This is a genomic window from Pseudomonas sp. PDM20, assembly GCF_014852575.3.
Taxonomy (GTDB): Bacteria; Pseudomonadota; Gammaproteobacteria; order Pseudomonadales; family Pseudomonadaceae; genus Pseudomonas.
In genome coordinates this window covers 5,481,834-5,504,652 of sequence record NZ_CM181224.1, presented here as the reverse complement: position 1 = coordinate 5,504,652, position 22,819 = coordinate 5,481,834, and the positions used below count along the sequence as shown (strand labels likewise).

21 protein-coding genes and 1 tRNA gene are annotated in these 22,819 nt (G+C 64.5%); 15 read left to right on the top strand and 7 right to left on the bottom strand.

Annotated elements, in window-relative coordinates; genetic code table 11:
• The first annotated feature begins 77 nt into the window (after positions 1 to 77).
• From IB261_RS25345 to IB261_RS25335, 3 genes are read left to right on the top strand one after another with little or no spacing between them, the layout of a single operon-like run.
• Positions 78 to 734: a paraquat-inducible protein A gene (locus IB261_RS25345; protein ID WP_081516420.1), complete on the top strand. Its 657-nt coding sequence runs from the start codon at positions 78 to 80 to the stop codon at positions 732 to 734.
• Positions 721 to 1,341, top strand: a complete 621-nt coding sequence (locus IB261_RS25340) for a paraquat-inducible protein A (protein ID WP_192223830.1) — start codon at positions 721 to 723, stop codon at positions 1,339 to 1,341. Before IB261_RS25345 ends, IB261_RS25340 begins: the two co-directional genes overlap by 14 nt.
• The gene (locus tag IB261_RS25335; protein ID WP_192223831.1) at positions 1,334 to 3,634 is read left to right on the top strand and encodes a PqiB family protein; all 2,301 of its coding nucleotides are present in this window, start codon (positions 1,334 to 1,336) and stop codon (positions 3,632 to 3,634) included. The genes IB261_RS25340 and IB261_RS25335 overlap by 8 nt, the downstream gene beginning before the upstream one ends.
• A 120-nt stretch (positions 3,635 to 3,754) precedes the next feature.
• Here the strand turns inward: IB261_RS25335 and mksF are convergent, their stop codons facing one another.
• From mksF to mksB, 3 genes are read right to left on the bottom strand one after another with little or no spacing between them, the layout of a single operon-like run.
• On the bottom strand, positions 3,755 to 6,589 hold the full coding sequence (mksF, locus tag IB261_RS25330) for an Mks condensin complex protein MksF (protein WP_192380902.1): 2,835 nt from the start codon (positions 6,587 to 6,589) through the stop codon (positions 3,755 to 3,757).
• Complete coding sequence (gene mksE, locus IB261_RS25325; protein WP_192380903.1) at positions 6,586 to 7,362, bottom strand: Mks condensin complex protein MksE; 777 nt, start codon at positions 7,360 to 7,362, stop codon at positions 6,586 to 6,588. Before mksE ends, mksF begins: the two co-directional genes overlap by 4 nt.
• Positions 7,352 to 8,629: an Mks condensin complex protein MksB gene (gene mksB / locus IB261_RS25320; RefSeq protein ID WP_192380904.1), complete on the bottom strand. Its 1,278-nt coding sequence runs from the start codon at positions 8,627 to 8,629 to the stop codon at positions 7,352 to 7,354. Before mksB ends, mksE begins: the two co-directional genes overlap by 11 nt.
• A 217-nt stretch (positions 8,630 to 8,846) precedes the next feature.
• On the opposite strand from mksB, the gene IB261_RS25315 reads away from it, so the two are divergent.
• The 12 genes from IB261_RS25315 to IB261_RS25260 all read left to right on the top strand — a co-directional run bounded on the left by IB261_RS25315 (position 8,847) and on the right by IB261_RS25260 (position 20,059).
• Positions 8,847 to 9,452, top strand: a complete 606-nt coding sequence (locus IB261_RS25315) for a hypothetical protein (RefSeq protein ID WP_192380905.1) — start codon at positions 8,847 to 8,849, stop codon at positions 9,450 to 9,452.
• A gap of 236 nt (positions 9,453 to 9,688) precedes the next feature.
• Positions 9,689 to 10,771 (top strand): hypothetical protein, encoded by a 1,083-nt coding sequence (locus tag IB261_RS25310; protein ID WP_151188342.1) that lies wholly within the window; start codon positions 9,689 to 9,691, stop codon positions 10,769 to 10,771.
• 1 nt (position 10,772) lies between these two features.
• Positions 10,773 to 12,353, top strand: coding sequence for a hypothetical protein (locus IB261_RS25305; RefSeq protein ID WP_192380906.1), 1,581 nt, complete (start codon positions 10,773 to 10,775; stop codon positions 12,351 to 12,353).
• An 18-nt stretch (positions 12,354 to 12,371) separates the two neighbouring features.
• Positions 12,372 to 12,887 (top strand): DUF6160 family protein, encoded by a 516-nt coding sequence (locus tag IB261_RS25300; RefSeq protein ID WP_494515521.1) that lies wholly within the window; start codon positions 12,372 to 12,374, stop codon positions 12,885 to 12,887.
• A gap of 115 nt (positions 12,888 to 13,002) precedes the next feature.
• The gene (locus IB261_RS25295) at positions 13,003 to 13,836 is read left to right on the top strand and encodes an energy transducer TonB (RefSeq protein WP_151188340.1); all 834 of its coding nucleotides are present in this window, start codon (positions 13,003 to 13,005) and stop codon (positions 13,834 to 13,836) included.
• Positions 13,833 to 14,285 carry a ribosomal protein S18-alanine N-acetyltransferase gene (gene rimI / locus IB261_RS25290; protein ID WP_081516411.1) on the top strand — a complete coding sequence of 151 codons (453 nt, stop codon included), beginning with the start codon at positions 13,833 to 13,835 and terminating at the stop codon, positions 14,283 to 14,285. Before IB261_RS25295 ends, rimI begins: the two co-directional genes overlap by 4 nt.
• A 184-nt stretch (positions 14,286 to 14,469) precedes the next feature.
• Positions 14,470 to 15,858 (top strand): flavin monoamine oxidase family protein, encoded by a 1,389-nt coding sequence (locus IB261_RS25285; RefSeq protein ID WP_192223836.1) that lies wholly within the window; start codon positions 14,470 to 14,472, stop codon positions 15,856 to 15,858.
• Positions 15,833 to 17,077, top strand: a complete 1,245-nt coding sequence (locus tag IB261_RS25280; protein ID WP_192223837.1) for a C69 family dipeptidase — start codon at positions 15,833 to 15,835, stop codon at positions 17,075 to 17,077. Before IB261_RS25285 ends, IB261_RS25280 begins: the two co-directional genes overlap by 26 nt.
• Before the next feature lie 64 nt (positions 17,078 to 17,141).
• Positions 17,142 to 17,786, top strand: a complete 645-nt coding sequence (gene can / locus IB261_RS25275) for a carbonate dehydratase (RefSeq protein ID WP_081516408.1) — start codon at positions 17,142 to 17,144, stop codon at positions 17,784 to 17,786.
• Positions 17,783 to 18,784, top strand: a complete 1,002-nt coding sequence (locus tag IB261_RS25270) for an isocitrate/isopropylmalate dehydrogenase family protein (RefSeq protein WP_192380908.1) — start codon at positions 17,783 to 17,785, stop codon at positions 18,782 to 18,784. The genes can and IB261_RS25270 overlap by 4 nt, the downstream gene beginning before the upstream one ends.
• Positions 18,785 to 18,864: 80 nt before the next feature.
• Positions 18,865 to 19,566, top strand: coding sequence for an SOS response-associated peptidase (locus IB261_RS25265; RefSeq protein WP_192380909.1), 702 nt, complete (start codon positions 18,865 to 18,867; stop codon positions 19,564 to 19,566).
• Between the two features lie 112 nt (positions 19,567 to 19,678).
• Positions 19,679 to 20,059: a hypothetical protein gene (locus tag IB261_RS25260; protein WP_192380910.1), complete on the top strand. Its 381-nt coding sequence runs from the start codon at positions 19,679 to 19,681 to the stop codon at positions 20,057 to 20,059.
• Between the two features lie 62 nt (positions 20,060 to 20,121).
• On the opposite strand, the gene IB261_RS25255 is transcribed toward IB261_RS25260, so the two are convergent.
• The 4 genes from IB261_RS25255 to IB261_RS25240 all read right to left on the bottom strand — a co-directional run bounded on the left by IB261_RS25255 (position 20,122) and on the right by IB261_RS25240 (position 22,754).
• Positions 20,122 to 20,198, bottom strand: a tRNA-Met gene (locus tag IB261_RS25255).
• 178 nt (positions 20,199 to 20,376) lie between these two features.
• A complete protein-coding gene (gene ychF / locus IB261_RS25250) occupies positions 20,377 to 21,477 on the bottom strand; it encodes a redox-regulated ATPase YchF (RefSeq protein ID WP_192223855.1) in 1,101 nt (366 codons plus the stop codon).
• A gap of 39 nt (positions 21,478 to 21,516) precedes the next feature.
• Positions 21,517 to 22,101, bottom strand: coding sequence for an aminoacyl-tRNA hydrolase (gene pth, locus IB261_RS25245; protein WP_081516404.1), 585 nt, complete (start codon positions 22,099 to 22,101; stop codon positions 21,517 to 21,519).
• Positions 22,102 to 22,139: 38 nt separating this feature from the next.
• On the bottom strand, positions 22,140 to 22,754 hold the full coding sequence (locus tag IB261_RS25240; RefSeq protein ID WP_081516403.1) for a 50S ribosomal protein L25/general stress protein Ctc: 615 nt from the start codon (positions 22,752 to 22,754) through the stop codon (positions 22,140 to 22,142).
• Positions 22,755 to 22,819 lie beyond the last annotated feature (65 nt).

The window sequence follows — 22,819 nt, the reverse complement described above, 5'->3', positions numbered from 1 at the left end:
TTTTGAGGCATGCTACGGGCACCGGAGACGCAGTTGCGTCGTCTACAATAGCTTTCAAATTTTCCCTGAGTTCCTACATGCCCGACATCGAAGGACATGCCTTGCAGGACCTGCCTCTGGATGAGCTGATGGCTTGCCACGAGTGCGACCTGCTGATGCGTCGCGAGCCCGTTCCCCTAGGGCATCGATCAGTCTGTCCGCGTTGCGGATACGAACTGGAAATCCACCGTCCCCATATGGTTCGCCGCGCCCTGGCGTTGGTACTGACGGCGCTGTTTCTGTACATCCCGGCGAACTTTCTGCCGATCATGCATATCACCATCCTGGGCCAGACCAGCATGGATACCGTGTGGAGCGGCGTCGTAGGCCTGTATCACTCGAATATGGCCGGCGTCGCCTTCCTGGTGTTCCTGTGCAGCATGGTAATTCCACTGCTGAAGCTGCTCTGCCAGTTGTTCGTGCTGGTGTCCATTCGCTACAAGGCGCTGCGCGAGCACGGCATGTTGCTGCTGCGCGGCTACCAGCATCTGCGGGAGTGGGGGATGCTCGAGGTATACCTGATGGGCATCCTCGTCTCGATCGTCAAGCTGATAGGGATGGCGGAGCTGCACGTCAGCGTTGGCCTGGCCTGCTTCGTGGGCTTGCTGCTCACCCAGGTCTGGCTCGAAGTCACGATGTCTCACCACCAGGTCTGGGGCGAGCTGTGCGGGGAGTTCGACGATGCGAGCCATTGATGCGGGGATCGTGGTGTGCGGCGAATGCCACCAGCTGAACCGCCGCGAGAAAGATGACGAGACTCACTGCAGCCGCTGTGGTGCCGTGGTGCATGAGCGTACGCCCAACAGCATCATCCGGACCTGGGCGCTGCTGATTACGGCGGCGATCCTCTACATCCCCGCGAACCTGCTGCCGATCATGACAGTGAACTTCCTCGGTAATGGGATGCCAGCGACGATCATGGAAGGCGTGGTCGAGCTTATCAATGCGGACATGATACCCATCGCTGCGGTGGTCTTCGTCGCCAGTATCCTGGTGCCCACCTTCAAGCTCGTTGGCATTGCGCTGCTACTGTATTCGGTGCAGCGGCGACAGCCGCTTTCCGCTCTGCAACGGAATGTGATGTACCGCTTCATTGAATGGATCGGTCGCTGGTCGATGCTCGACATCTTCGTCATCGCGATCCTGGTGACGCTGGTGAACTTCGGTAACCTGGCCAGCATCGAGGCGAACCTCGGTGCAGCCGCATTTGCCAGCGTGGTGGTGCTCACCATGCTGGCTGCAGTGACTTTCGATCCCCGGCTGATCTGGGATAACACGGACGCGGAAGAAAACGATGAGTGACCTCCCAACACCCAAGATGCGCAAGACCACCAATTGGTCGGCTATCTGGATCCTTCCGCTGATTGCCCTTGCGATCGGGGCCTGGCTGGCATGGCGTGCCTACGACCAGGCGGGGATCATGATCCAGATCCAGTTCGAAAGCGGCGAGGGTATCCAGGCCAACAAGACCGAGGTGATCTTCAAGGGGATCGGCGTCGGCAAGGTCGTCGACCTGCACGTTAACAAACCGACGCTGGGCGTGATCGCCATGGTGGAGATGCGTAAGGAGGCCGCCGAGTACCTGAGCAAGAGCACGCGCTTCTGGCTGGTCAAGCCGCGGGTTTCCATCGCCGGCGTCACCGGTCTGGAGACACTGGTCTCGGGCAACTACATCGCGATCGACCCGGTGAAAGGCGAGCAGCAGAAGGAGTTCGTCGCCCTGAAGGAGCCGCCGCCGCTCTCCGACAGCCTGCCAGGCCTGCATCTCACGTTGAAGGCTGATCGCCTGGGCTCGCTGGAGCAGGGCAGTCCGATCTATTACCGGCAGATCCAGGTCGGCCAGGTGAAGAGCTACCGGCTGGCGGAAGACCAGAAGACCATCGAGGTGAAGGTCCACATCGAGCCGGCCTACGCCAACCTGGTGCGTAAACACACGCGTTTCTGGAATGCCAGCGGCATCACCCTTTCTGGCAGCCTGAGCGGCTTGAAGCTGCGTACTGAGTCTCTGGCAAGCATCGCTGCCGGCGGTATCGCCTTCGCCACGCCGGAGAACTATGCCGACAGCCCGCCCACCGACCCGACCAAGCCCTTCCGTCTGTACGAGGATTACGATGCTGCGCAAGCGGGGCTCAGCGTCAAGGTGAAGGTCAGCGATGTCAGCGGCCTGACTCCGGGCAGTACACCGGTGATGTACAACGGTGTTGAAGTCGGTACGGTCAAGAGCATCGACATGGACAAGGACTTCAACGGCGCCACCGCCACCCTGTCCATGGATCCGCGCACCGAAGAGTTCCTCAACAGCAAGACCGAGTTCTGGATGGTCAAGCCGAGCATCTCGCTGGCCGGCATCACCGGCCTCGAGGCCCTGGTGAAGGGCAACTACCTCAATGTGCGCTTTGCCAGCGACGGGGAACCGACCCGTGATTTCGTCATCCGGCCCAAGGCGCCACCGCTGAATCTCGACTCACCGGGTCTGCACCTGGTGCTGACCACGGATCAGCTGGGTTCGCTGGAAGTCGGTACACCCATTCTCTATCGCCAGATGAAGGTCGGCAGCGTGCAGAGCTACCAGCTCTCCCGCCGTGACCCGTCGCGTCTGGTCATCGGTGTCCACATCGAGCCGGAGTACGCCAAGCTGGTGAATACTTCGTCGCGCTTCTGGAATATCAGCGGCGTCACCATCAGTGGCGGCCTGGATGGCATCAAGCTCAAGAGCGAGTCGCTGCAGACCCTGCTCGCCGGCGGTATTGCCTTTGATACGCCCGATCCCAAGGCGGCGCCGATCACCAAGGTGCGTCGCTTCGCCCTGTTCGACAGCGAAGACGATGCTCACCTGAAGGGCCAGATGATCGAGCTGCGTGCCGATACCGCCGACGGTCTGAAGGAAGGTACCGTCCTGCGTTACAAGGGCCTGGAAGTAGGCCGCGTGGAGCAGGTGGAGCTGAGCAAGGACCTGCAGAGCGTACAGTTGAAAGCGCGTCTGACCCGCGGGGCGGATCGTATCGCTCGCCAGGGCACCCGATTCTGGGTAGTGGGACCGCAGGTCGGTCTGTCCGGTGTCAGCAACCTGGGCACCATCGTCAGCGGTCAGTACATCGAAGTTCTCCCCGCGTCCAAGCCCAGCCAGGCGCAGACCAGCTTCAGCCTGTTGGGGGGCGAGCCGAACCGCCTGCTCGATGCCGACGGCCTGCGCCTGACCCTGAGTGCGGCCCGTCGAGGCTCGCTCAAGACCGGCGTCCCGGTGACCTACCGCGAGGTACAGGTCGGCAAGGTGACATCCTTCGAGCTGGGCGAGACGGCTGACCGCGTGCTGATCCACATCCTCATCGAACCGCGCTATGCGGCGCTGGTGCGGACCGGCAGCCGCTTCTGGAACACCAGCGGTGTCGGCGTGGATGCCGGACTGTTCAAGGGCGTGAAAGTGCGCACCGAGTCGATGGAGACCATCCTCGCTGGCGGCGTGGCCTTCGCTACCCCGAACAACGCCGAGATGGGCTCGGTGGCCAAGCCGGGGCAGACCTTCGCGTTGTTCGACGAGGCCAATGACGAATGGCTGGACTGGGCGCCGAAGATCCCGCTGGGCAAAGCGAACTGAGGTTCAGCCGAACAGGAAAAGGGCTGCGATTGCGGCCTTTTTCATTGCTCAACTCGCTCCTACGAAAAGCGCAAAGAAAAAGCCCCGCAATGCGGGGCTTTTTTCAACGCTGAAGAAGCATCACGCCGGTTCGGCGCTGGCCTCCACGTCGTTATGCGCTGCCTTCTCGGTATCTCGGCGGCGGATGTACTTCCAGTCCGCCTCGTCGATGTAGATGCCGTTGGGGCCGCTGCCGCCTTCCAGGTCGATGGCCACCTGGGCCGAGACCTGCGGCTTCACGCTCGCCAGGATGGGCACGAAGCCCAGCTGCAGGCTGGTTTCCAGCAGCGCCGACTGATTGCGTTCGTCGATGTCCGCCGCCTCGTCGAGGTAGTAGGGCAGGCGGATGCGGCCGGCCTGCTCGCGGTCCATCAGGTGCAGCAACAGGTACATGTTGGTCAGCGCCTTGATGGTCATGGTGGTGCCGTTGGATGCCGCGCCGTCGATGTCGGTGTGCATGATCGGCTGGCCGCCCATCTTGGTGATCTCGAACGCCAGCTCGAACAGGTCCTTCAGGCCGAGCTGGTTGTTGTTCGCCGCCACCAGGCGCGACAGGTAGTCCTTGGCTTCCTCGTTCTTGGCATCCTGCTCGGCGCTCTGGGTCAGGTCGAAGACCGAGAGGTTCTCGCCTTCTTCGTACTGGCCGGCGCTGTGGATGATCTGGTCGATGTGCTTGAGCGCGTCCTTGTTCGGCGCCAGCACGATGCGGAAGCTCTGCAGGTTCGACACCTGGCGCTTGTTGATCTCGCGGTTGAACAGCGCCAGCTGGTGTTCCAGGTTGTCGTAGTCGCTGCGGATGTTGCGCAGGGTACGGGCGATGTCGGTGACCGCCGCGCGGCGCGCCTTGGCCAGGGTCATGGCTTCGTCGGTACGGTGCGCATAGGCGTTGATCAGCAGTTGCAGGCGACGCTCCGGATCATCCTCGCTGTCGAACTTGGCCACGCCCTTCAGGCGCACCTGGGCATACAGCGCCTCGATCTGGCCGTCCACGCGCTGCAGTGACTGCCAGGTGTCCTGGTAGTCGTTGAGCAGCGGCAGCAGGTTGTCCATGGAGTCGTCGACCGGGTCCATGAACGGGATGCCGAAGGGCAGGTTGGCCGGCAGCAGCTGGCGGCGGCGCAGGGCGTCGTCGAGGGTGCGTTGCTTGGCTTCCATGTCGGCCAGCTGGCGGCCGATCAGCTGCAGCTTGGCGGAGAGCTGCTGGACGCGTTCGGTGAAGGCGTCGGAGGAGCGCTTGAGTTCGTCCTGGGTGGCTTCCAGCTGGGCGAGCTGCTCCAGCTTGCCCGGCTCTTCAGCGCTCAGGGTCTGGCTGCGGCGGAAGTCTTCCAGCGCCTTCTGCGCGTCGAGCACGTCCTGGTACAGCTTGTCCGCCTGTGCCTTGCTGGCGTTGCGGTCGGCGGCCACGGCCTGCTGGGTCTTGAGCTGCTTGAGCTCCTTCTCCAGGCGCTCCTTCTGGTCGCGCAGGGCGGCGCGGTCGGCCAGGGCCTGCAGGGCCGGCGGCTCGATGGTGGAGAGGTCGATGGTCAGGCCGGGCACTTCGAAGCGCTCGCCCTTGAAGGCATCGAGGATCTTCTCGACGCTGCCGACCCACTGGCCGGCCTCGTCCAGGTCCACGCCTTTCTCGCCCAGCGGCAGGCTGAACAGTGCACCGTTGAACAGGCGCATCAGGCGCTCGACGTCCTGCTGGGAGAACTCCTCGCGCAGCCGGGCATAGCTGTTGTTGTCGGCATGCTCGAGCTGCTGGCGGACGCCTTTGAGGCGCTTCTCCAGGTCGCGCATGCGCTCTTCCAGGTCTTCGCTGGAGAACTGCCGGGAGTGCGCCAGGGCGCCGGCCAGTTCGTCGTGGGCGTCCTTGGCGGCGAGCAGCTGCTGCTCCAGCACCTTGACGTCGTCGACCAGCGCGAAGCGGTTCTTCAGTACGGCCAGTTCGCCCATCCAGCGCTGGATTTCGCTGATCTCGCGCTCCAGGCGCATCAGTTCGGCGGTGCTGCCGCGCTGCTCGTTCTGTAGCCCGTCCTGCTCGCGGCGGTAATGCTCGGATTGGATGACCAGCTCTTCCTTGCGCGCGCCGGAATAGTCTTCCCAGGTGCCCAGCAGGTTATCCAGCAGCGGCGAGAGACGGTGCATCTTGCCGCGCAGCAGTTCGCGCTGCTGCACGCCATTGGCCAGGGCCTCGACCAGTGGGCCGGCGGCGACCAGGGCCTGGTAGTCGCCCTCCATGCGGCGCACGTCGCGGAAGGCTTCCTCGCAGGCGGCGATGTAGTCGACGCTGCCCGAGCGCAGGCTGTGCTCGAAGGCATCGAGGAACAGCTGCTTGAGCTTGGCCGCGGTGATCTCGCGCATGTGCAGCAGGTTGATGAACAGCGAGCGGAAGGTCTTCAGGCTCTGTTCACTGGTGGAACGCAGCGGGATCAGGGTCAAGTCCAGCGGGATCGAGGTGTGGCCGCCAACCAACAGGCGGCGCAGCTCGTCGGGCTTGAGCTCGTAGGACTTGATGCCCTCGCGCTCGAGGTTCGCGTACAGCTCGCGCAGGCGCAGGCAGGTGCCGTTCTTCTGGTAGTGCTCCAGGTCCAGCTCGCCCTGGTAGGCGAAGAACTGGTGGCCGAAGCCGCCGCCCGGACCGCGACCGCCGACGCCGATCACATGGCGGCCGTTGGGCAGGTCCAGTTCGACCAGGATGTAGCTGGTGTCAGTGGCGAAGTAGAACTTGCGCGAGGCTTCCAGGCTGTACTTGCCGAAGCTCATGTCAGACATGCGCGCGAGGATCGGGAACTGCAGCGCGTTGATCGATGCCGACTTGCCGAGGTTGTTCGCGCCGTACACCGACAGCGGCTGCTCCAGCGGGAAAATGCCGAGGCTGTAGCCGGCGGTATTGAGCAGGGCGAAGCGGCGGATGCCGTAGCGTTCCTGGGTCATGCCTGGGCCTCCATGTCGGCTTGTTCTTCGGCAATGGCGCGGGCGAGGGCGTCTTCTTCGCTCTCGTCTTCAATGGCGGCGTCGGCGGCAGCTTCAACGGCAGCGGCCTCGACGGGTTCGCTGATGGCAACAATCTCTTCGTCGGCATCGGCGGTATAGCTTTCGAGGATCACCACCGGCTCGTCGTCTTCTTCCATCAGCACCGGAGCGCTGAACTGCATTTCACTGGCGTGCAGGTTGGCGGCCAGGTCGCGGTCCTGCTGGACCGACAGGCAGACGTCGAGGAAGCGGTGGATCGGCGGCAGGAAGCGGTACACGCCGTTGTCCTCGGCGGCGAAGCCGAGCTGGGTGAGGCGGCGCATGACCTTCTCTTCCAGTTCTTCCTGGGTGGTCACCTCGGCCTGCAGGAACAGGTCGCGGTATTTCTCCAGCAGCGGCGGCAGCTCGTCGCGGCCGATGCTGCCGCCGTCGAGGACGGCCAGCGGGTCGCGGCCCTGGTCGGCCAGGTGCTCGACGAGGATGAAGGTGAACAGCGCCAGGCGCTGGGCGGTCTTGTTCACCTGGGCGCCGACCTGCTCGGGGACGAAGTAGTAGAAGCCGCGGGTATCGCAGACCAGTTCGTAGCCCAGGCTGCGGAACAGCGCGCGGTAGGCGTCCTGCTGGTTCGACAGCTGGCTGTACAGTTCCGGGTCGCGGCGGCTGACGTGGAAGCCCTTGAACAGCTCGCGGAAGATCGGCGCGAGCTGGGTCATTTCGGTGAGATTAATCTGCATGCGATTCGCTCTTGCTGTCCTTGCCAGCGGTCGAGCCGGCGATCAGGGCGAAGGAGCACAGGCTGACGCTGTGCTGGAGAGTGTCGTATTGGCGGCGATCAAGGCGGTCGCGCTGGAAGCGGGCATCGCGCGACAGACGCGAGAACCAGTAGAGCAGTTCGTCGGTCGCGCCTTCGGGCTCCTGTTCCAGCAGCCACTGCATGAGGTCCGGCAGCGGCAGCGCGGCCTGGCAGCGGTCGAGCATTTCCCGGGCAGTGCGCGGCGAGCGCTGCGGGCCGTCGCTCTTGCGATTGCCGCTGGCCTTGGGGAAGTGCGCCGGCTTTGGCTGGAAGCTGGCGAGGGCGAAGACGTAGCTCTCGACCTGCGAGGCGGTACCGAGGAAGTTGCTCTGCGGCCGGGTGAACATCGGCAGGGCAGCCTGCGGCACTGCGTCGATGCCCTTGCGGCGGATGACCGACAGGGCCAGCGCGGCGCCACGGGTGATCGCGTTGTGCCGGCGCGCTTCCTCGCGCAGCGGCAGCAGCAGTTCGCGGGCGCGGCGCAGGGTGAGCTGGGCGGTGGTTTGCATTTCCAGGATGCGCGCGTGGGTGCGCAGCAGCTGGTCGTCGTCAACCAGCTGACCGAGGCGCGCCTGTTCGCTGAGCAGGCGCAGCAGCACCTGCTCCACGCGATGCACGCCCTGTTCGAAGGCGCCGTCGGCGGAGACCAGCTGGATCATCGGCTCGACGTACTCGTCCCAGGTCGCCAGGACTTCCGCGTAGCGCTGGCGCAGCGGAATCTGCCGGTCCTGGGTCTTGGCGCGTTCGGCCACGGCGACCAGCGCCTGTTCATCGTTGGCGAGCTTCTTCAGCACGTCGCGCACGCGCATGTCGAGCAGGCGCAGCTGGCGGGCCAGGTCGTTGCCGTCGCGTGCTTCGAAAGCTTCGCGGATGTAGCCGGCCAGACGCTCGAGGTGGCGCAGGTAGGCTTCGATCTCCAGGCACAGACCCAGACGGTGTTCCTGGCGCAGGTAGGCGAGGAAGTCGTGGATCTGTGCGTTCAGCTCGAAGCGGTTGGGGCTCTTGGCCACCGGGACGAGGATGTCCAGGCGGACCCACTGGTCGAGCAGGGCGGTGATGTCCACCGGGGTGCTGTCGGGCAACTGGCTGGTGAGCTGGATGCGCAGCTCCACCAGGCTCAGGGTGCCGGCGTCGAAGCGCTCGCACAGCGGTTCGAGCAGCACCCAGTGTTCGGCGAGGGCGCGTAGTACGCGTCGTGGGTCGATCATCGGCTTGGTTGGGCCCGGAATGAACAAAGGGAGCGATTGTACTGCAAAGGCTTACCCCTGGCGGACAGGGTGACGAAACGCGTCAGTTTGCGACTGCACCATCAGCGCCCGTGTGACGTATCTCACGGAAAATGGGGCCTAAATGGCTGAATTTTCTGGCAAGTTTTTTGCCAAAGTCCTTACCAGAGACCTAGATATCAGAGTCTGATTTACGCAGATGACTTACGACGCCGCACTCGCCAAAGCCCGTTGGGCCGAACTGGAACGCCAGAACGATCTCGACTGGGACCTGGATGCGATCACCGATCGCAACGAAGCCATCGCCTTCCTGCAGCGCTTCGAGAATCGCTTGTGCATCTACTCGTCGTACGTCGAGAAGCTCTACAGCAATTACAGCTTCGTGATCCCGGAGAGCCAGGAAGGCGGCATCACCATTCTCCCGGACGAACAGGCCTGGTTCGACACCTTCCACGACATCCCCGGTGATGCGGTGGAGCCCACCGGCATCCACATCCTGCCCGGCGAGACCATGGGCTACAGCGGCCTGTACCTGAAGATTCCCGGCGAGCACCGGCTGGTGGCCTCGCGCGAGCTGCCCTTCCAGGACGGCCTGAAGCTGCTGATCAACCGTTACCGCATGCGTGGGGAAATCTTCCTGCCGGTACTGGTGAAGGGCGACCTGCGCGAGTACGAGGCGCGCATGCCCTCGCTGCACCTGCACCGCTTGAATACGGCCAAGCTGCAGGCCCATTCGCGGCTGAACCTCGACGCCATCAAGGGCGCGATCGCCGAGCACCTGATCGGCCTGTTCCGCCACCAGTGAGCCGCCGATTGCCCGAAGCTGTCACCCCGGTGTGACGATGGGTAACAACCCGGCCCGGACTTTCCTTTCCTCGTCTATCGTTCGGAGCGATTTACTCGACTATGGGTCGGCCCGCCGTGGCGGGTGAATTCCTATAGTGGCATCACGGTGCCGAGTCTCGACCTGTTCGCTGACCCGATACGCCCGACGAATAACAACAGGCGCCCGCGAACAGGGAGCCAGGAAAGGAGAGTGCCATGCGTCAGTCCTCCGGTCCGCTCATGCGTGCCCTAGCCTTGCTCTGCGGCGGCCTGCTGGCCTTTTCCGCCCAGGCGCGCATGCAGTCGATGGACGATGAAGAGCTGTCCGCCATCTCCGGCCAGGGCGCGATGCTCACCGTCGACGCTTCCACCTACCAGAACTACCAGTACACCCGGCTCAACTTCGGCGCCGACGTCAGCCTGCTGACCAACATCGACCAGTTGAGCCTGGGCAACTACAGCCGCACCGGCTCGACCACCGTCTCCGGCCAGCCGGCGGACATCCTGATCAACAACTTCGCCCTGGGCCGGGTGGACAACGCCAACTCCCCGGATGCCAAGGTGGTGCCGTTCCAGATCCGCGATCCCTACGTCGAGTTCGCCTTCCAGACCAACAACGGCGTACGCCAATTGGTAGGCGCGCGGGTCGGCTTCGGCAAGGCGCAGGGCGATCTCTCCGGCGACATCCTGTCGATCACCGGCAACCTGCAGGGGCAGATCTACGGCCCGGCCTCCATCGCCTACGACTACTACACCCGCAACGGTTGCCCGAACATCATCAACTGCCTGGCGCTGGCCGTGGCCGGCGATACCCCGGTGTACGCTGACGTGGTGCTGCTCAAGGGCGGCACTGGCGAGGCCACGATCAACGGCCAGCCGATCAACCGCGCCGAGCAGATCGGTATCGCCAAGGGTGACTCGCTGCATTCCGACGCCGGCGGCCTGATCGCCTCGCTGATCCCGACCCTGTCCACCACCAGCAACTGCCAGGCGCTGGGCCTGACGACCTGCTTCGATCTGACCAACTACAAGACCATCTACATCGGCAAGCCGGGCTCCACCGACATCAACACCGGCGCCCAGGGCATCTTCTTCTCCCTGCAGAACCAGAACGTGCCCTGGCAGGACCTCGCCAACGCCGGCAACTTCGTCAACACCCAGTCCGGTGCCTTCGCCAACTTCCCGAAGGTGGGCAGCGGTGCGGACGCCGTATACCCGATCCTGATCAACCTCTACGACGCCCTGCGCGGCCTGCCCCGGCAGTCCACCTGCATGGGTTCGCAGGCGGCGGGCTGCTGACATGAGCTGGCGCGCAGCGGTAGCTGCCTGTCTCGCCGGTTGCCTGGTCAGCCTGCCGGCGCTGGGCATGAAGGCCCTGGATGATGATCAACTGGAAGAGGTCAGCGGCGCCGGCCTGGGCTTCTTCATCGATGGCTTCAGCTACGACCAGGCTACGGCCACCTCGAAGATCACCGGGGTGAAGAACAGCGCCAACCAGGATGTGCAGGTGGATATCACCGGCGCCTATATAAAAGGCGCCGGCAGCCAGCGCGGCACCCTCGACACCAAGGCCTACGTCGGCACGCCCATGCACCCCTTCACCCTCGGCCCGGTGAAGTACAAGGCGGGGCTGAACATCCCGGCCAACCAGGAAGCGCTGCAACTGATGACGCCGACCTGGACCGACCCGATCAACGACACCCACAAGTTCGGCCTCTGGTCCTATTACCAGGGCTGCCTGTATGGCGACGCCGGTTGCACCAACCCGGCCCAGGCGACCAACAAGATCAACGCCGAGCTGGACGCCCTGAAGACCCAGCGCAACACGCTGCTGACCACCTATTCGAACAACATGGTGACGCTCAAGAGCGGCATCGACGCCGACATGGTGGTGGTCAACCAGCGCAAGGCGACGGTGGATGCCGCGCAGGTGGTGCAGAAGAACAACTACAGCACCATGCAGAGCACCTTCAACGTAGCTCCGGCCAGGGTCTGCGATACCGTCCTGGGCATCGCCTGTACCAACAAGCCGGACTTCGGCGAGAAGTACAGTTGCGGCGGCATCGTCGGTTGCAGCAGCAACTCGGGGGTGAAGGCTTACAACGACTCGGTGGACAAGTACGCCAGCAGCACCTCCGACCTCACCAAGGCGCAGCAGGACCTCAGCGCCTCCTGGTCGGTCAGCCGCAACGGCGTCACCCTGAGCCAGCGCGCCAGCGACTACGACAAGTTCGTCCAGCTCTGCGGCGCGCAAGGTGGCAGCGCCACCACCTGCGTCAGCGGCACCATCAGCCGTACCGAGAAGAACGTCTCCACGGTGCAACTGGTGGCCAACGCCATGCAGAACTCCTCCGGCACCCGTATCCAGGGGCTGGATATCGGTATCGCCACCAAGTTCACCCTGCCCAGCACCGCCTACAACAGCAACGGCAGCGCGGGCGCCACCACCACCCGTACCGACTTCTTCTCCATCGCCCTGGAAAACTTCACCCTCAACGGCTCCTACCTCAACCTGTGGGGCGACGCCGCTGGCCTGAAGGCCTCCATGAGCCTGCAGATGTACGCCGACAAGCTGATCATTGCCGGCTGCGAGAATTGTGCCGACACCAACAAGGTGGTGGCCAAGAACGTCTACTTCGACCTCAACCTGGGCGACGCCAACTACCAGCCGGCGACGCTCTCGGTGGCCAGCAACGGCGACCTGATGCTCAGCGCGCCGGGCGTCACCTGGGCCAACCACGAGGCCTTCTACCAGAACGTGCAGAAGAGCAATATCAGCATCGGCAACCTGAACATCAGCGGCACCGACGTCGGTTCCCAGGCCATTCGCGGCCTCCGCATCGACTACCTGAACGTCCGTACCGTGAACCTGCCGCGCTAGCGCATGAGGAGACTCGCCGTGAAAACCGCACGCCTTTCGAGCCGACTCCTGGCCCCCCTGTTGCTGCTCGCTGCCGCCACCGCCCACGGCGAGATGCGCGGCCTGGATGACAGCGAAATGGCCGACGTCAGTGGCCAGGACGGTGTCAGCCTGAGCGTCAATTTCAACCTTGCCGCCAACACCGCCGATACCCGCTGCACCGGCGGCTGCGGTGCGCGACTGGCGATCCAGCCGCTCAACAGCACCGGCTACATCGTGCTGGACAACATCAAGGGCACCTTCAGCTTCGACGGCATGTCCATCGACATGGTGACCATCAACAACGGCTTCAATGGTGACGGCGCGCTGTTCAACCGCCAGGCCATGAAAGTTGGCCTGACCAACGCCAGCGCCAGCAACCTGCAATTCACCCTGGGCGGCTCCAACCAGGGCAAGGTATCCGGCAGCGGCCTGCAGCAGACCAACCTGCTGACCTACCAGGCCACTGGCGCGGTCAAGCTCACCGGCAACGTCTACGTCTTCGGCACCCCGTAAGCGAAACGCACAGGCTCTCCGCCCACCGGCCTTTCCCCCCGGCGCGTTTCACGCGACAATCCCGCCTCGTCGTGTCGGCCTGCCCCTGCAGGCACCACCCACAGGTAAACGCCCCTTGATCGAAGAAGCCCGTCGCCGCGCCTACCTTGGCGCCATGCAGGTCGCCAGCTGGCTGCCGCGCGTGGTGCTGCCGTTCGCCGCCCCGTCGCGCCCGGAGCTGCTGGAACCCCCCGCGCCCATCGTCGCCGAGCCCATGGCTGCTGCGCCCGCCGCGGCTGCACGCGAGGCCGCCGCTCCGGTTGCTGCACCCGCGCCCGCGCCGGTCACGGCCGGCGAGCCCGGCTCGATCGCCGCGCGCCTGCTGCCCAAGGTCGGTGCCCAGGCCAAGCCGGCCGCGCCGGTCAAAGTTGAGGAATCGACCGAAGCGGAAGCCGAGCCGGCCGTCCGCGCGCCCGTCGCCCCGCCGCCGCGTTTCGCCCTGCAATTGCTGCGCGCCGGCGAATGCATCCTGCTGGTCGAACTGCCCACCGGCGAGCCGCTGGCCAGCCGTGACCCGGCCTACCTGCTGCTGAAGGACCTGCTGCGCGCCGCCGGCCTGCCGGACAGCCCGCAACTGATGGGCGAGCCCGTCCGCTGGCCGCTGTTCTCCCGCGGCAACATGGACCAGGGCCCGCAAGCCGCCCGCGAATTCGTCCAGGGTTTCGTCGCCGCACGGCTGGAGGAGGGTGCCCCGTGCTCCTGCCTGTGGCTGGTCGGTATGCCCGCCGTGCGCTTCGCTGGCGAAGGCGATGAAGAATCCCTGCTGCGCGAGCTGCAGGTCGAAGGCCTGGGCGTCGCCTGGGCGCTGCCGGGCCTCGAGCGCCTGGCCGAAGAACCCACTTTGAAAGCCGACCTCTGGCGCGCCATGCGCCGGGTGCGGCAACGCTGGATGAGTCAGACCCCTGCATGAGCGACGCTGTTTCCTTCCGCCCGATGACCGAGGCGGACCTCGATGCCGTACTCAAGATCGAATACGCCGCCTTCAGCCACCCCTGGACGCGCGGTACCTTCGCCGACGGCCTGAAGAGCTACGAATGCTGGGTGATGTTCGAAGGCAGCCAGCAGGTCGGCCACGGCGTGATCCAGCTGATCCTCGATGAGGCGCACCTGCTCAACATCACGGTGAAGCCGGAAAGCCAGGGGCGTGGCCTTGGGCTGGCGCTGCTGGAGCACCTGATGAAGCGTGCCCACGAGAAGGGCGGGGTGGAATGCTTCCTCGAAGTCCGCGCCTCCAACGGCCCGGCCTACCGCCTCTACGAGCGCTACGGTTTCAACGAAATCGGCCGCCGCCGCGATTACTACCCGGCAGTCGGCGGTCGTGAAGACGCGCTGGTGATGGCCTGCACGCTGGTCGATTGATCTCTCTACGATTCCAGATCGGCGCGCTCCTACAGGTCCGCGCCGCAGCATCGACCGTTTGAACGAATTCCCCGCCGCGATCCATCCACAATTATTGAGAAATTTCCTGCCGATCGGGTTTTTCCGAGGGCGATTCCTGGCTTAACCTTAAGACCAATAACAACAAGAACATAAGGTCGCAAACATGAATCGCAGTGATGTGATCGTGGTGGGCGCCGGTATTTCGGGGCTGACTGCGGCCTGGCGTCTGGCGCAAGTCGGGCGGCGGGTGAAAGTGATCGAGGCCAACAAGCGCGTCGGTGGGCGCACCCTCAACCATCGCTTCGCCAGCGGCGAAGTGGTCGAAGTGGGCGGGCAGTGGGTCGGCCCGACCCAGGAGCGTATCCTTTCCCTGCTGGCCGAACTCGGCCTGTCGACCTTTCCGCAATGGAACCAGGGCGACAACCTCACGCTTTTCGGCGGCCGACTCAGGCCGTATCGCGGCACCATCCCGAAGTTTCCTCCCCACGTTCTGCTCGATGTCCTTCAGGCCCATGTCCGCCTGGACCGCATGGCGCGGGATATTCCGCTGGGCGACCCCAGCCTGCATCCCAAGGCGCCCCAGTGGGACAGCCTCACCTTCGCCGAGTGGCTGCGGCGAAACGTGCGGACTTCCACCGGGCGCAAGGTCTTCGAGCTGATGTGCGGCGCCGTGTTTGCAGCGAGTCCCCATGACCTCTCGTTTCTCCATGTCCTCTTTTATATCCACGGCGGCACCAACCTCGACACCGTGCTCGGCGTCGAAGGCGGCGCCCAGCAGGACCGCATCCTGGGCGGCTCCCAGCGGATCAGTGAGACCCTGGCCGAGCGCATCGGCGACGTCCATACCGGCGAACCCGTGCGCGCCGTGCGCCAGGACGGCAGCCGCGTCGAGTTGGTGACCGACCGCGGCACGCACCAGGCCAGCCATGTCATCTTCGCCATCCCGCCAACGCAACTGCTGCGCATCACCCAGGAACCGCTGTTGCCCAGCTGGCGCGACCAGCTCCTGCAACGGCTGCCGCAAGGCGCGGTGATCAAGTGCATGGCGCTCTACGACAAACCCTTCTGGCGCGACAAGGGCCTCTCCGGCCAGGCCACCAGCGAAACCGGCCCGGTGCGCCTGACTTTCGACAACAGCGTCCCCGATTCCGGACGCGGCGTGCTGCTGGGCTTCATCGAAGGCGACGAGGCGCGGCAATGGAACGCCCGGCCCGCCGGTGACCGCCGTGGCCAGGTGCTGGACTGCTTCGCCCGCTACTTCGGCGAGCAGGCACTGCAGCCGGTGGATTACGTGGACAAATCCTGGGCCGAGGAGCCCTTCGCCCGCGGCTGCTATGCCGCCCTGTTCCCGCCGGGACTATGGAGCAGCGGCGCGGCGCGCCTACGCGAACCCTATGGGCGTTTGCACTTCGCCGGCACAGAAACGGCGACGCGCTGGATGGGCTATTTCGACGGGGCCGTGGAGGCCGGGGAGCGCGCCGCGCGGGAAGTGCTCGGCGCGCGGGAAGATCACGGGGAGGAAGATTATGTGCGACACCTTGGTATTGCGTAGCGGCGGGGCCACCTGGTTCGCCAAGAACAGCGACCGTGAACCCGCCGAAGCGCAACGCCTGATCCGCCTGCCCGCCGTCAGCGGCGACAGCGCGGGCACGGTGCGCACCAGCTACCTGCAGATCCCCCAGGCCGCCAACCGCCACGGTGTCATCCTCAGCCAGCCTGCGTGGCTGTGGGGCGCCGAAATGGGCGTCAATGACAAGGGCGTGGCCATCGGCAACGAAGCCGTGTTCACCCGATTGACCCAGCGCGACGGTGAGGCCCTGCTCGGCATGGACCTGCTGCGTCTGGGCCTGGAGCGCGGCGGCAGCGCTCGCGAGGCTTTGTCAGTCATCACCGAACTGCTGGAGCGCCACGGCCAGGGCGGCCCGGCCGGCTATCGCAACAAGCGTATGCGCTACGACAACAGCTACCTGATCGCCGACCGTGACGAAGCCTGGGTTCTGGAAACCGCCGGGCGACTGTGGGCGGCGAAGAAGGTCGAGCGCTGGGCCATCTCCAACGCCCTGAGCCTCGGCCACGAGTACGACCTCGCCAGCCCCAACCTGGAAATCCAGGCGCGCCGCTTCGGCTGCTGGAACGGCCGCGGCGACTTCCACTTTGCCCGTGCCTTCGATGGCCGCGTACTGCCCTGGGTGGCTGGCGCCCACCAGCGCCGCCAACTCAACGAAGACTTCCTCGCTCACTGCCCGGCTCAGGTCGACTGGCTGGCGCTGGTGGTTGCCCTGCGCAGCCACGGCCATCGTGGGCACCGCTTCAATCTGCACGACAACCGGCAGATCTGCCTGCACGCCGGCAGCTTCTGGCGCCCCTCGCAGACCACCGCCAGCCTCATCGCCCGGCTCGACGGCGACTCTCCGCGCCTGGCCGCGACCGCGACCTCCGCACCCTGCCTGTCGATGTTCCAGCCGCTGGGCTTCGACGAGCGCGCCGGGGAAGGTCTGCTCAGCCGCGAGACCGACGCCGTTGAGGATTCGCTCTGGTGGCGCTTCGAAACCGTGCACCAGCGTGCCCTGGCCGACCCCGGCTTCGCCGACGCCCTGCGCGCCGGTCACGGCTGGCTGGAAACCGAGTTGCTCGGCGCCCTGGATCGGCGCACGCTGGATTGGCCGCGCCTCGCCGCCGAAGGCCAGGCCTGGCACGATGCCTGGCACCAGCTGGCGCTGCAGCAGGCGCCTCGCCCGTCGCGCTGGTGGCGGATGAACGCTGTGCGCTGATGCGGCTTGTCAGCCACGCCTGTGCTGCGTAAGGTGCCGCCAGCCAAATGATGAGGAGCCGGACATGAGCGATCTGCAGGAACTGTTCGACAACAACGCCCGCTGGGCCGAAGCCATCAAGCAGGAAGACCCCGACTTCTTCGCCAAACTGGCTCGCCAGCAGACCCCCGAATACCTGTGGATCGGCTGCTCCGATGCACGCGTACCGTCCAACCAGATCGTCGGCCTGCTGCCCGGCGACCTGTTCGTCCACCGCAACGTCGCCAACGTCGTGCTGCACACCGACCTCAACTGCCTGTCGGTCATCCAGTTCGCCGTCGACGTACTCAAGGTCAAGCACATCCTGGTCACCGGCCACTATGGCTGCGGTGGCGTGCGCGCTGCGCTGCACCACAGCCAGCTCGGCCTGATCGACGGCTGGCTGCGCACCATCCGCGACCTCGCCTACGAATACCGCGACCACCTGGCGCAGTTCGAGAAGGAAGAAGAGCGCGTCGACCGCCTCTGCGAGCTCAACGTCATCCAGCAGGTCGCCAACGTCAGCCACACCAGCATCGTCCAGAACGCCTGGCATCGTGGCCAGAAGATCTCCGTGCACGGTTGCATCTACGGCATCAAGGACGGCATCTGGAAGGACCTCAACGTCACTGTCAGCGGCCTCGACCAGTTGCCGCCGCAGTACCGCCTGCGCCCGCTCGGCCAGTCTTGAGCCAACGCCTGTGCGTCATCCCCGGTGACGGCATCGGCCGCGAGGTCGTGCCCGTCGCCGTGGAGGTGCTGCAGCGCCTGCTGCCCGATCTGCAGGTAGAAGAAGCCGAAGCCGGCTGGGACTGCTTCCAACGCCACGGCACCTCGGTTCCCGAAATTACCTATGAACGCCTTCGAGCCTGCGGCGCCGGGCTGTTCGGCGCGGTTTCCTCGCCCAGTCACAAGGTCGAGGGCTACCGCAGCGCCATCCTCAGTTTGCGCCAGACGCTGGCGCTGAACCTCAACCTGCGCCCCGTGCGTTCTCGCCCGGTCGTCTCACCACGCGCTGGCATCGACCTGCTGGTCCTGCGGGAAAACAGCGAAGGCCTCTACAGCGGCCGCGAGCATTGGGAAGCCGAAGGCGTCGCCATCGCTGAGCGGGTCATCAGCCACGCCGTCTGCGAACGCCTTGCCACGGGCGCCGCCGAACTCGCCCGCCTGCGCCACGCCCGGCGCATTACCCTCGTGCACAAGGCCAACGTCCTGCCGCTTACCTGCGGCCTGTTCCGCGACACCTGCCGCGACCTGCTCGCCGAAGACGGCTGGAGCGACGTGCTCGACGAACGCCTGGTCGACGTCGCCGCCCTGCAACTGGTCGAGTGCCCGGAGGCCTTCGACCTGATCGTTACCACCAACCTCTTCGGCGACATCCTCTCCGACCTTGCCAGCCACTGGGGCGGCGGCCTCGGCATGGCCCCGTCGCTCAACCTCGGCCAGGGCATCGCCCTGGCCGAACCCGTCCACGGCAGCGCCCCCGACATCGCCGGCACCGGCCGCGCCAACCCGCTGGCCGCGATACTCAGCGCCGGCATGCTGCTGCGGCATTACTGGCTGTTGCCTGAGCTGGCGGAGCGGATCGATGGGGCGGTGGATGCATTCCTGCGGGAGGAGGGCAGGGTGGACTTCGGGGGCGAGACGACGCGGGTGATCGGAAAGGGTGTGCTGGAGCGCCTGGGCTAAACGGACGCCCGTCGCCCTGTCTGGACAGCCCGCGATTCGACACCCAAGGTGAACGTAACCTTTTCCCCAAGGTAGCCGGCATGTGCGGACGCTACGTCAGCCCCGAAGAGGCAGCCATCGAACGCTACTGGCACATCGGCGCGCGCACGCCACCGCGCTGGCTGCCGGCCTGCTACAACGTCGCCCCGACCATGACCGTGCCCATCCTGCGCCACGACGAAAACGGCCAGCTCGAACTGTTGCCCGCCCGCTGGGGCCTGATTCCCACCTGGTGGAAGCAGTCCACCCCGCCACGCTTCTCCTTCAACGCCCGCAGCGAAGACGCTGCCGGCAAACCCCTCTGGCGCCAAGCCCTGCGCAGCACCCGCTGCCTCATGCCTGCGCTGGGCTGGTACGAATGGAACGAGAAGGAAACCGTACGCAACCCTGCCGGCCGCCAGGTGCACCAGCCGTATTTCATCCACAGTCCCACCGACCCCATCATCGCCATCGCCGGCCTCTGGTCCCGGTGGACAAATCCCAACGGCGAGCCCGTCCTGTCCTGCGCGCTGCTGACCAAATCCGCCGCTCCGAGCATTGAGGACATCCACCACCGCATGCCCGTGGTGCTGGCGCCGGAGAACTTCGAGGAGTGGCTGTCTGCTACCACGCGCAGTGAAGCGCTGGGCGAGTTGGTTCTCTATTCGCGTGAGGACTTCGCGGGGAATCAGGTGTCGTTGCGGGTAAACGATGCGAGGAATGATTCGGTTGAGCTGATCGCTGCCGTCACGCGCTTGCATTGAACGGTGATGGCGGAACTCTTGACGGCCTGCTTCAAATACTCAGGTCGCTGCTTTGCGTGCTGGCAAACCAATGGCTACTTTGTCAGAACCACTCAAATCCAAGGACGGCACTATGAATACCAGCACTCTGCTGCCTGATGCGTCTGAGCCGCGGAAAATTCAACTAAATGATTCCCTGCCCCTTAATGCAGACCGTGATGGAGTCACGGAGGCGGAGTTGTATAACCTGATAAAGGTTGTGCTGCTGGATTCGTCACTCAGCGCTGAAGAAAAGCGTGTACTGATTGATGAGGTTCGAAAAAGCACCCCTGCGAGTGATCGCTGGACCTATCGCTACGCAATATACGGGTTGCTGCTGATTGTGCTGGTAGCTGTCGTCGGTTCGCTCGTGCTGTCAGCTAAGGCCGTGGAAGTTCCCGAAAGTGTGGTAGCCATTGGTGCGACGGCAGTCGGCGGCCTTGCCGGCCTTCTGAGTCCAACTCGGAAGCGATAGTGCCTACTTTCCCACAGGCAAAAGAAAAGGGGTTTAGCTTTCGCTAAACCCCTTTCGAGATATGGTGGCTACACCGGGACTTGAACCTGGGACATCAGCATTATGAATGCTGCGCTCTAACCGACTGAGCTATGTAGCCGAGTGGCGCGCATTTTCCGCAGATCGGGGGGGGGTGTCAACCCCTTTTCTTGAATATTGTTCTGATCTATCAATCATTTAGCCGGTGGCGCCGGATTTTCGCGATGAGCGGCGTGGCAGGGCGCGCATATGAAAAAGCCCCGGCGGGTGGCCGGGGCTTTTTCGGGTCTGGCTGGCGCTTATACGTTGAAGCGGAAGTGCATCACGTCGCCATCCTTGACGATGTATTCCTTGCCTTCCAGGCGCCATTTGCCGGCTTCCTTCGCACCCTGTTCGCCCTTGAACTGGATGAAGTCGTCGTAGGCGACGACTTCGGCGCGGATGAAGCCTTTTTCGAAGTCGGTGTGGATCACGGCGGCGGCCTGCGGGGCGGTGGCGCCGACGCGGACGGTCCAGGCGCGGACTTCCTTCACACCGGCGGTGAAGTAGGTCTGCAGGTGCAGCAGCTCGTAGCCGGCGCGGATCACGCGGTTCAGGCCGGGCTCTTCGAGGCCGAGGGACTCGAGGAACATGTCCTTCTCTTCGCCATCGTCCAGCTCGGCGATCTCGGCTTCGATCTTGTTGCACACCGGTACGACCATGGCGCCTTCTTCTTCGGCGATGGCGCGCACGACGTCCAGGTGCGGGTTGTTCTCGAAGCCGTCTTCGGCGACGTTGGCGATGTACATCACCGGCTTGCTGGTCAGCAGGTGGAAGCTGCGGACGAGGCGCTTCTCGTCATCGCCCATGTTCTTCATCAGCGAGCGGGCGGGTTTGCCTTCGCTGAAGTGGGGGATGAGCTTTTCCAGCAGGGCTTTCTGCACCAGGGCGTCCTTGTCACCGCCCTTGGCGTTGCGCGCGACTTTCTGCAGTTGCTTCTCGCAGCTGTCGAGGTCGGCGAAGATCAGTTCGAGGTCGATGATCTCGATGTCGCGCTTGGGGTCGACACTGTTGGAGACGTGGATGACGTTCTCGTCTTCGAAGCAGCGCACGACGTGGGCGATGGCGTCGGTCTCGCGGATGTTGGCGAGGAACTTGTTGCCCAGGCCTTCACCCTTGGAGGCGCCCGCTACCAGGCCGGCGATGTCGACGAATTCCATGGTGGTCGGGATCACGCGCTCGGGCTTGACGATCTCGGCCAGCGCATCGAGGCGGGCGTCGGGCATCGGTACGATGCCGCTGTTCGGCTCGATGGTGCAGAAGGGGAAGTTTTCCGCCGCGATGCCGGATTTGGTCAGGGCGTTGAACAGGGTGGACTTGCCGACGTTGGGCAGGCCGACGATGCCGCAGTTGAATCCCATGCTAGGTTCCTCGCGCCACGTGGCGGAAATAGAGGTGTGTCAGGCCTTCTGGCTGTGCAGCTTCTGCATCGCGCGGGTCCAGTCCCCGTCGAGCATTTCCGGCAGCACGCCGAGGGCGGAGTCGATGCTGGTGTCGAGCAGTTCCTGCTCGGAGCGCGGGGCGCGGCCGAGGACGAAGCCGGAGACCAGGCTGCTGTGCCCCGGATGGCCGATGCCAAGCCGCAGGCGATGGAAACCGTTCTGGTTGCCGAGTTGGGCGATGATGTCGCGCAGCCCGTTGTGCCCGCCGTGTCCGCCGCCCTTCTTGAGCTTGGCGACGCCGGGAGGCATGTCGAGTTCGTCGTGGGCCACCAGGATGGCTTCGACCGGAATGCGGAAGAATCCGGCGAGCGCCGCCACGGCCTGGCCGCTGCGGTTCATGTAGGTGGTGGGGATGAGCAGACGAACGTCGCGGCCCTTGTGGCTGAACTTGCCGACCAGGCCGAAGTACTTCTTGTCCAGCGACAGGTTCGCGCGTTGCGCGTCCGCCAGTCGCTCAACGAAAAGGGCCCCCGCGTTATGCCGGGTCTGGTCGTATTCGGGGCCTGGATTTCCCAGGCCAACGATCAGTTGTACGGCAGTCACGACGGGGGCCCCTTCCTTAAAGGCAATGGTGCGCGCGATTACTCGGCAGCAGCTTCGCCTTCACCTTCTTCTTTCACTACGCGGGAAGCGTGGATGTTGGCGACTGCCAGGTCGTTACCGTGGGCCAGCTGCACCAGCTCTACGCCTTTCGGCAGTTTCAGGTCGGACAGGTGAACGATCTGGCCCAGTTCTACTTTGGCCAGGTCGACTTCGATGAATTCCGGCAGGTTGGTCGGCAGGCAGGAAACTTCGACTTCGGCGATCACGTGGGAGATCTCGCCGCCACCAACCTTGACGCCAACAGCAGTGGCTTCGTTGATGAAGTGCAGCGGAACGTGAGCGGTCAGTTTCTGGCCGGCAACGACGCGCTGGAAGTCAGCGTGCATGACGAAACCCTTGGACGGGTGACGCTGCAGGGCCTTGATCAGTACGGTTTCCTTGGCGGAACCGACGTTCAGGGTGATCACGTGGCTGAAGGCAGCCTCGTTTTCCAGCAGCTTGGACACTTCGCGCAGTTCCAGGGTCAGGGATTGCGGGGCTTTCTCGCCACCGTAAACCACAGCCGGGATCAGGCCTTCGTTACGACGCAGGCGGCGGCTCGCACCTTTCCCCAGGTCGGAACGCTCTTGTGCATTCAGTACAAAATCAACCATTTCACACTCTCCAAAATGACAAGATCGCCCGGACGCTTGCGACCAGCGTTCGGGCGATTTTGCTA

Excerpts from the sequence above, each read along its gene's own strand:
- mksB (WP_192380904.1), bottom strand. The coding sequence starts at position 8,629 with ATGATCGACCCACGACGCGTACTACGCGCCCTCGCCGAACACTGGGTG.
- IB261_RS25310 (WP_151188342.1), top strand. The coding sequence starts at position 9,689 with ATGCGTCAGTCCTCCGGTCCGCTCATGCGTGCCCTAGCCTTGCTCTGC.
- ychF (WP_192223855.1), bottom strand. The coding sequence starts at position 21,477 with ATGGGATTCAACTGCGGCATCGTCGGCCTGCCCAACGTCGGCAAGTCC.
- IB261_RS25335 (WP_192223831.1), top strand. The coding sequence starts at position 1,334 with ATGAGTGACCTCCCAACACCCAAGATGCGCAAGACCACCAATTGGTCG.
- IB261_RS25240 (WP_081516403.1), bottom strand. The coding sequence starts at position 22,754 with ATGGTTGATTTTGTACTGAATGCACAAGAGCGTTCCGACCTGGGGAAA.
- mksE (WP_192380903.1), bottom strand. The coding sequence starts at position 7,362 with ATGCAGATTAATCTCACCGAAATGACCCAGCTCGCGCCGATCTTCCGC.
- mksF (WP_192380902.1), bottom strand. The coding sequence starts at position 6,589 with ATGACCCAGGAACGCTACGGCATCCGCCGCTTCGCCCTGCTCAATACC.
- rimI (WP_081516411.1), top strand. The coding sequence starts at position 13,833 with ATGAGCGACGCTGTTTCCTTCCGCCCGATGACCGAGGCGGACCTCGAT.
- IB261_RS25285 (WP_192223836.1), top strand. The coding sequence starts at position 14,470 with ATGAATCGCAGTGATGTGATCGTGGTGGGCGCCGGTATTTCGGGGCTG.
- IB261_RS25340 (WP_192223830.1), top strand. The coding sequence starts at position 721 with ATGCGAGCCATTGATGCGGGGATCGTGGTGTGCGGCGAATGCCACCAG.
- IB261_RS25315 (WP_192380905.1), top strand. The coding sequence starts at position 8,847 with ATGACTTACGACGCCGCACTCGCCAAAGCCCGTTGGGCCGAACTGGAA.
- IB261_RS25280 (WP_192223837.1), top strand. The coding sequence starts at position 15,833 with ATGTGCGACACCTTGGTATTGCGTAGCGGCGGGGCCACCTGGTTCGCC.
- IB261_RS25265 (WP_192380909.1), top strand. The coding sequence starts at position 18,865 with ATGTGCGGACGCTACGTCAGCCCCGAAGAGGCAGCCATCGAACGCTAC.
- IB261_RS25345 (WP_081516420.1), top strand. The coding sequence starts at position 78 with ATGCCCGACATCGAAGGACATGCCTTGCAGGACCTGCCTCTGGATGAG.
- IB261_RS25305 (WP_192380906.1), top strand. The coding sequence starts at position 10,773 with ATGAGCTGGCGCGCAGCGGTAGCTGCCTGTCTCGCCGGTTGCCTGGTC.
- can (WP_081516408.1), top strand. The coding sequence starts at position 17,142 with ATGAGCGATCTGCAGGAACTGTTCGACAACAACGCCCGCTGGGCCGAA.
- IB261_RS25260 (WP_192380910.1), top strand. The coding sequence starts at position 19,679 with ATGAATACCAGCACTCTGCTGCCTGATGCGTCTGAGCCGCGGAAAATT.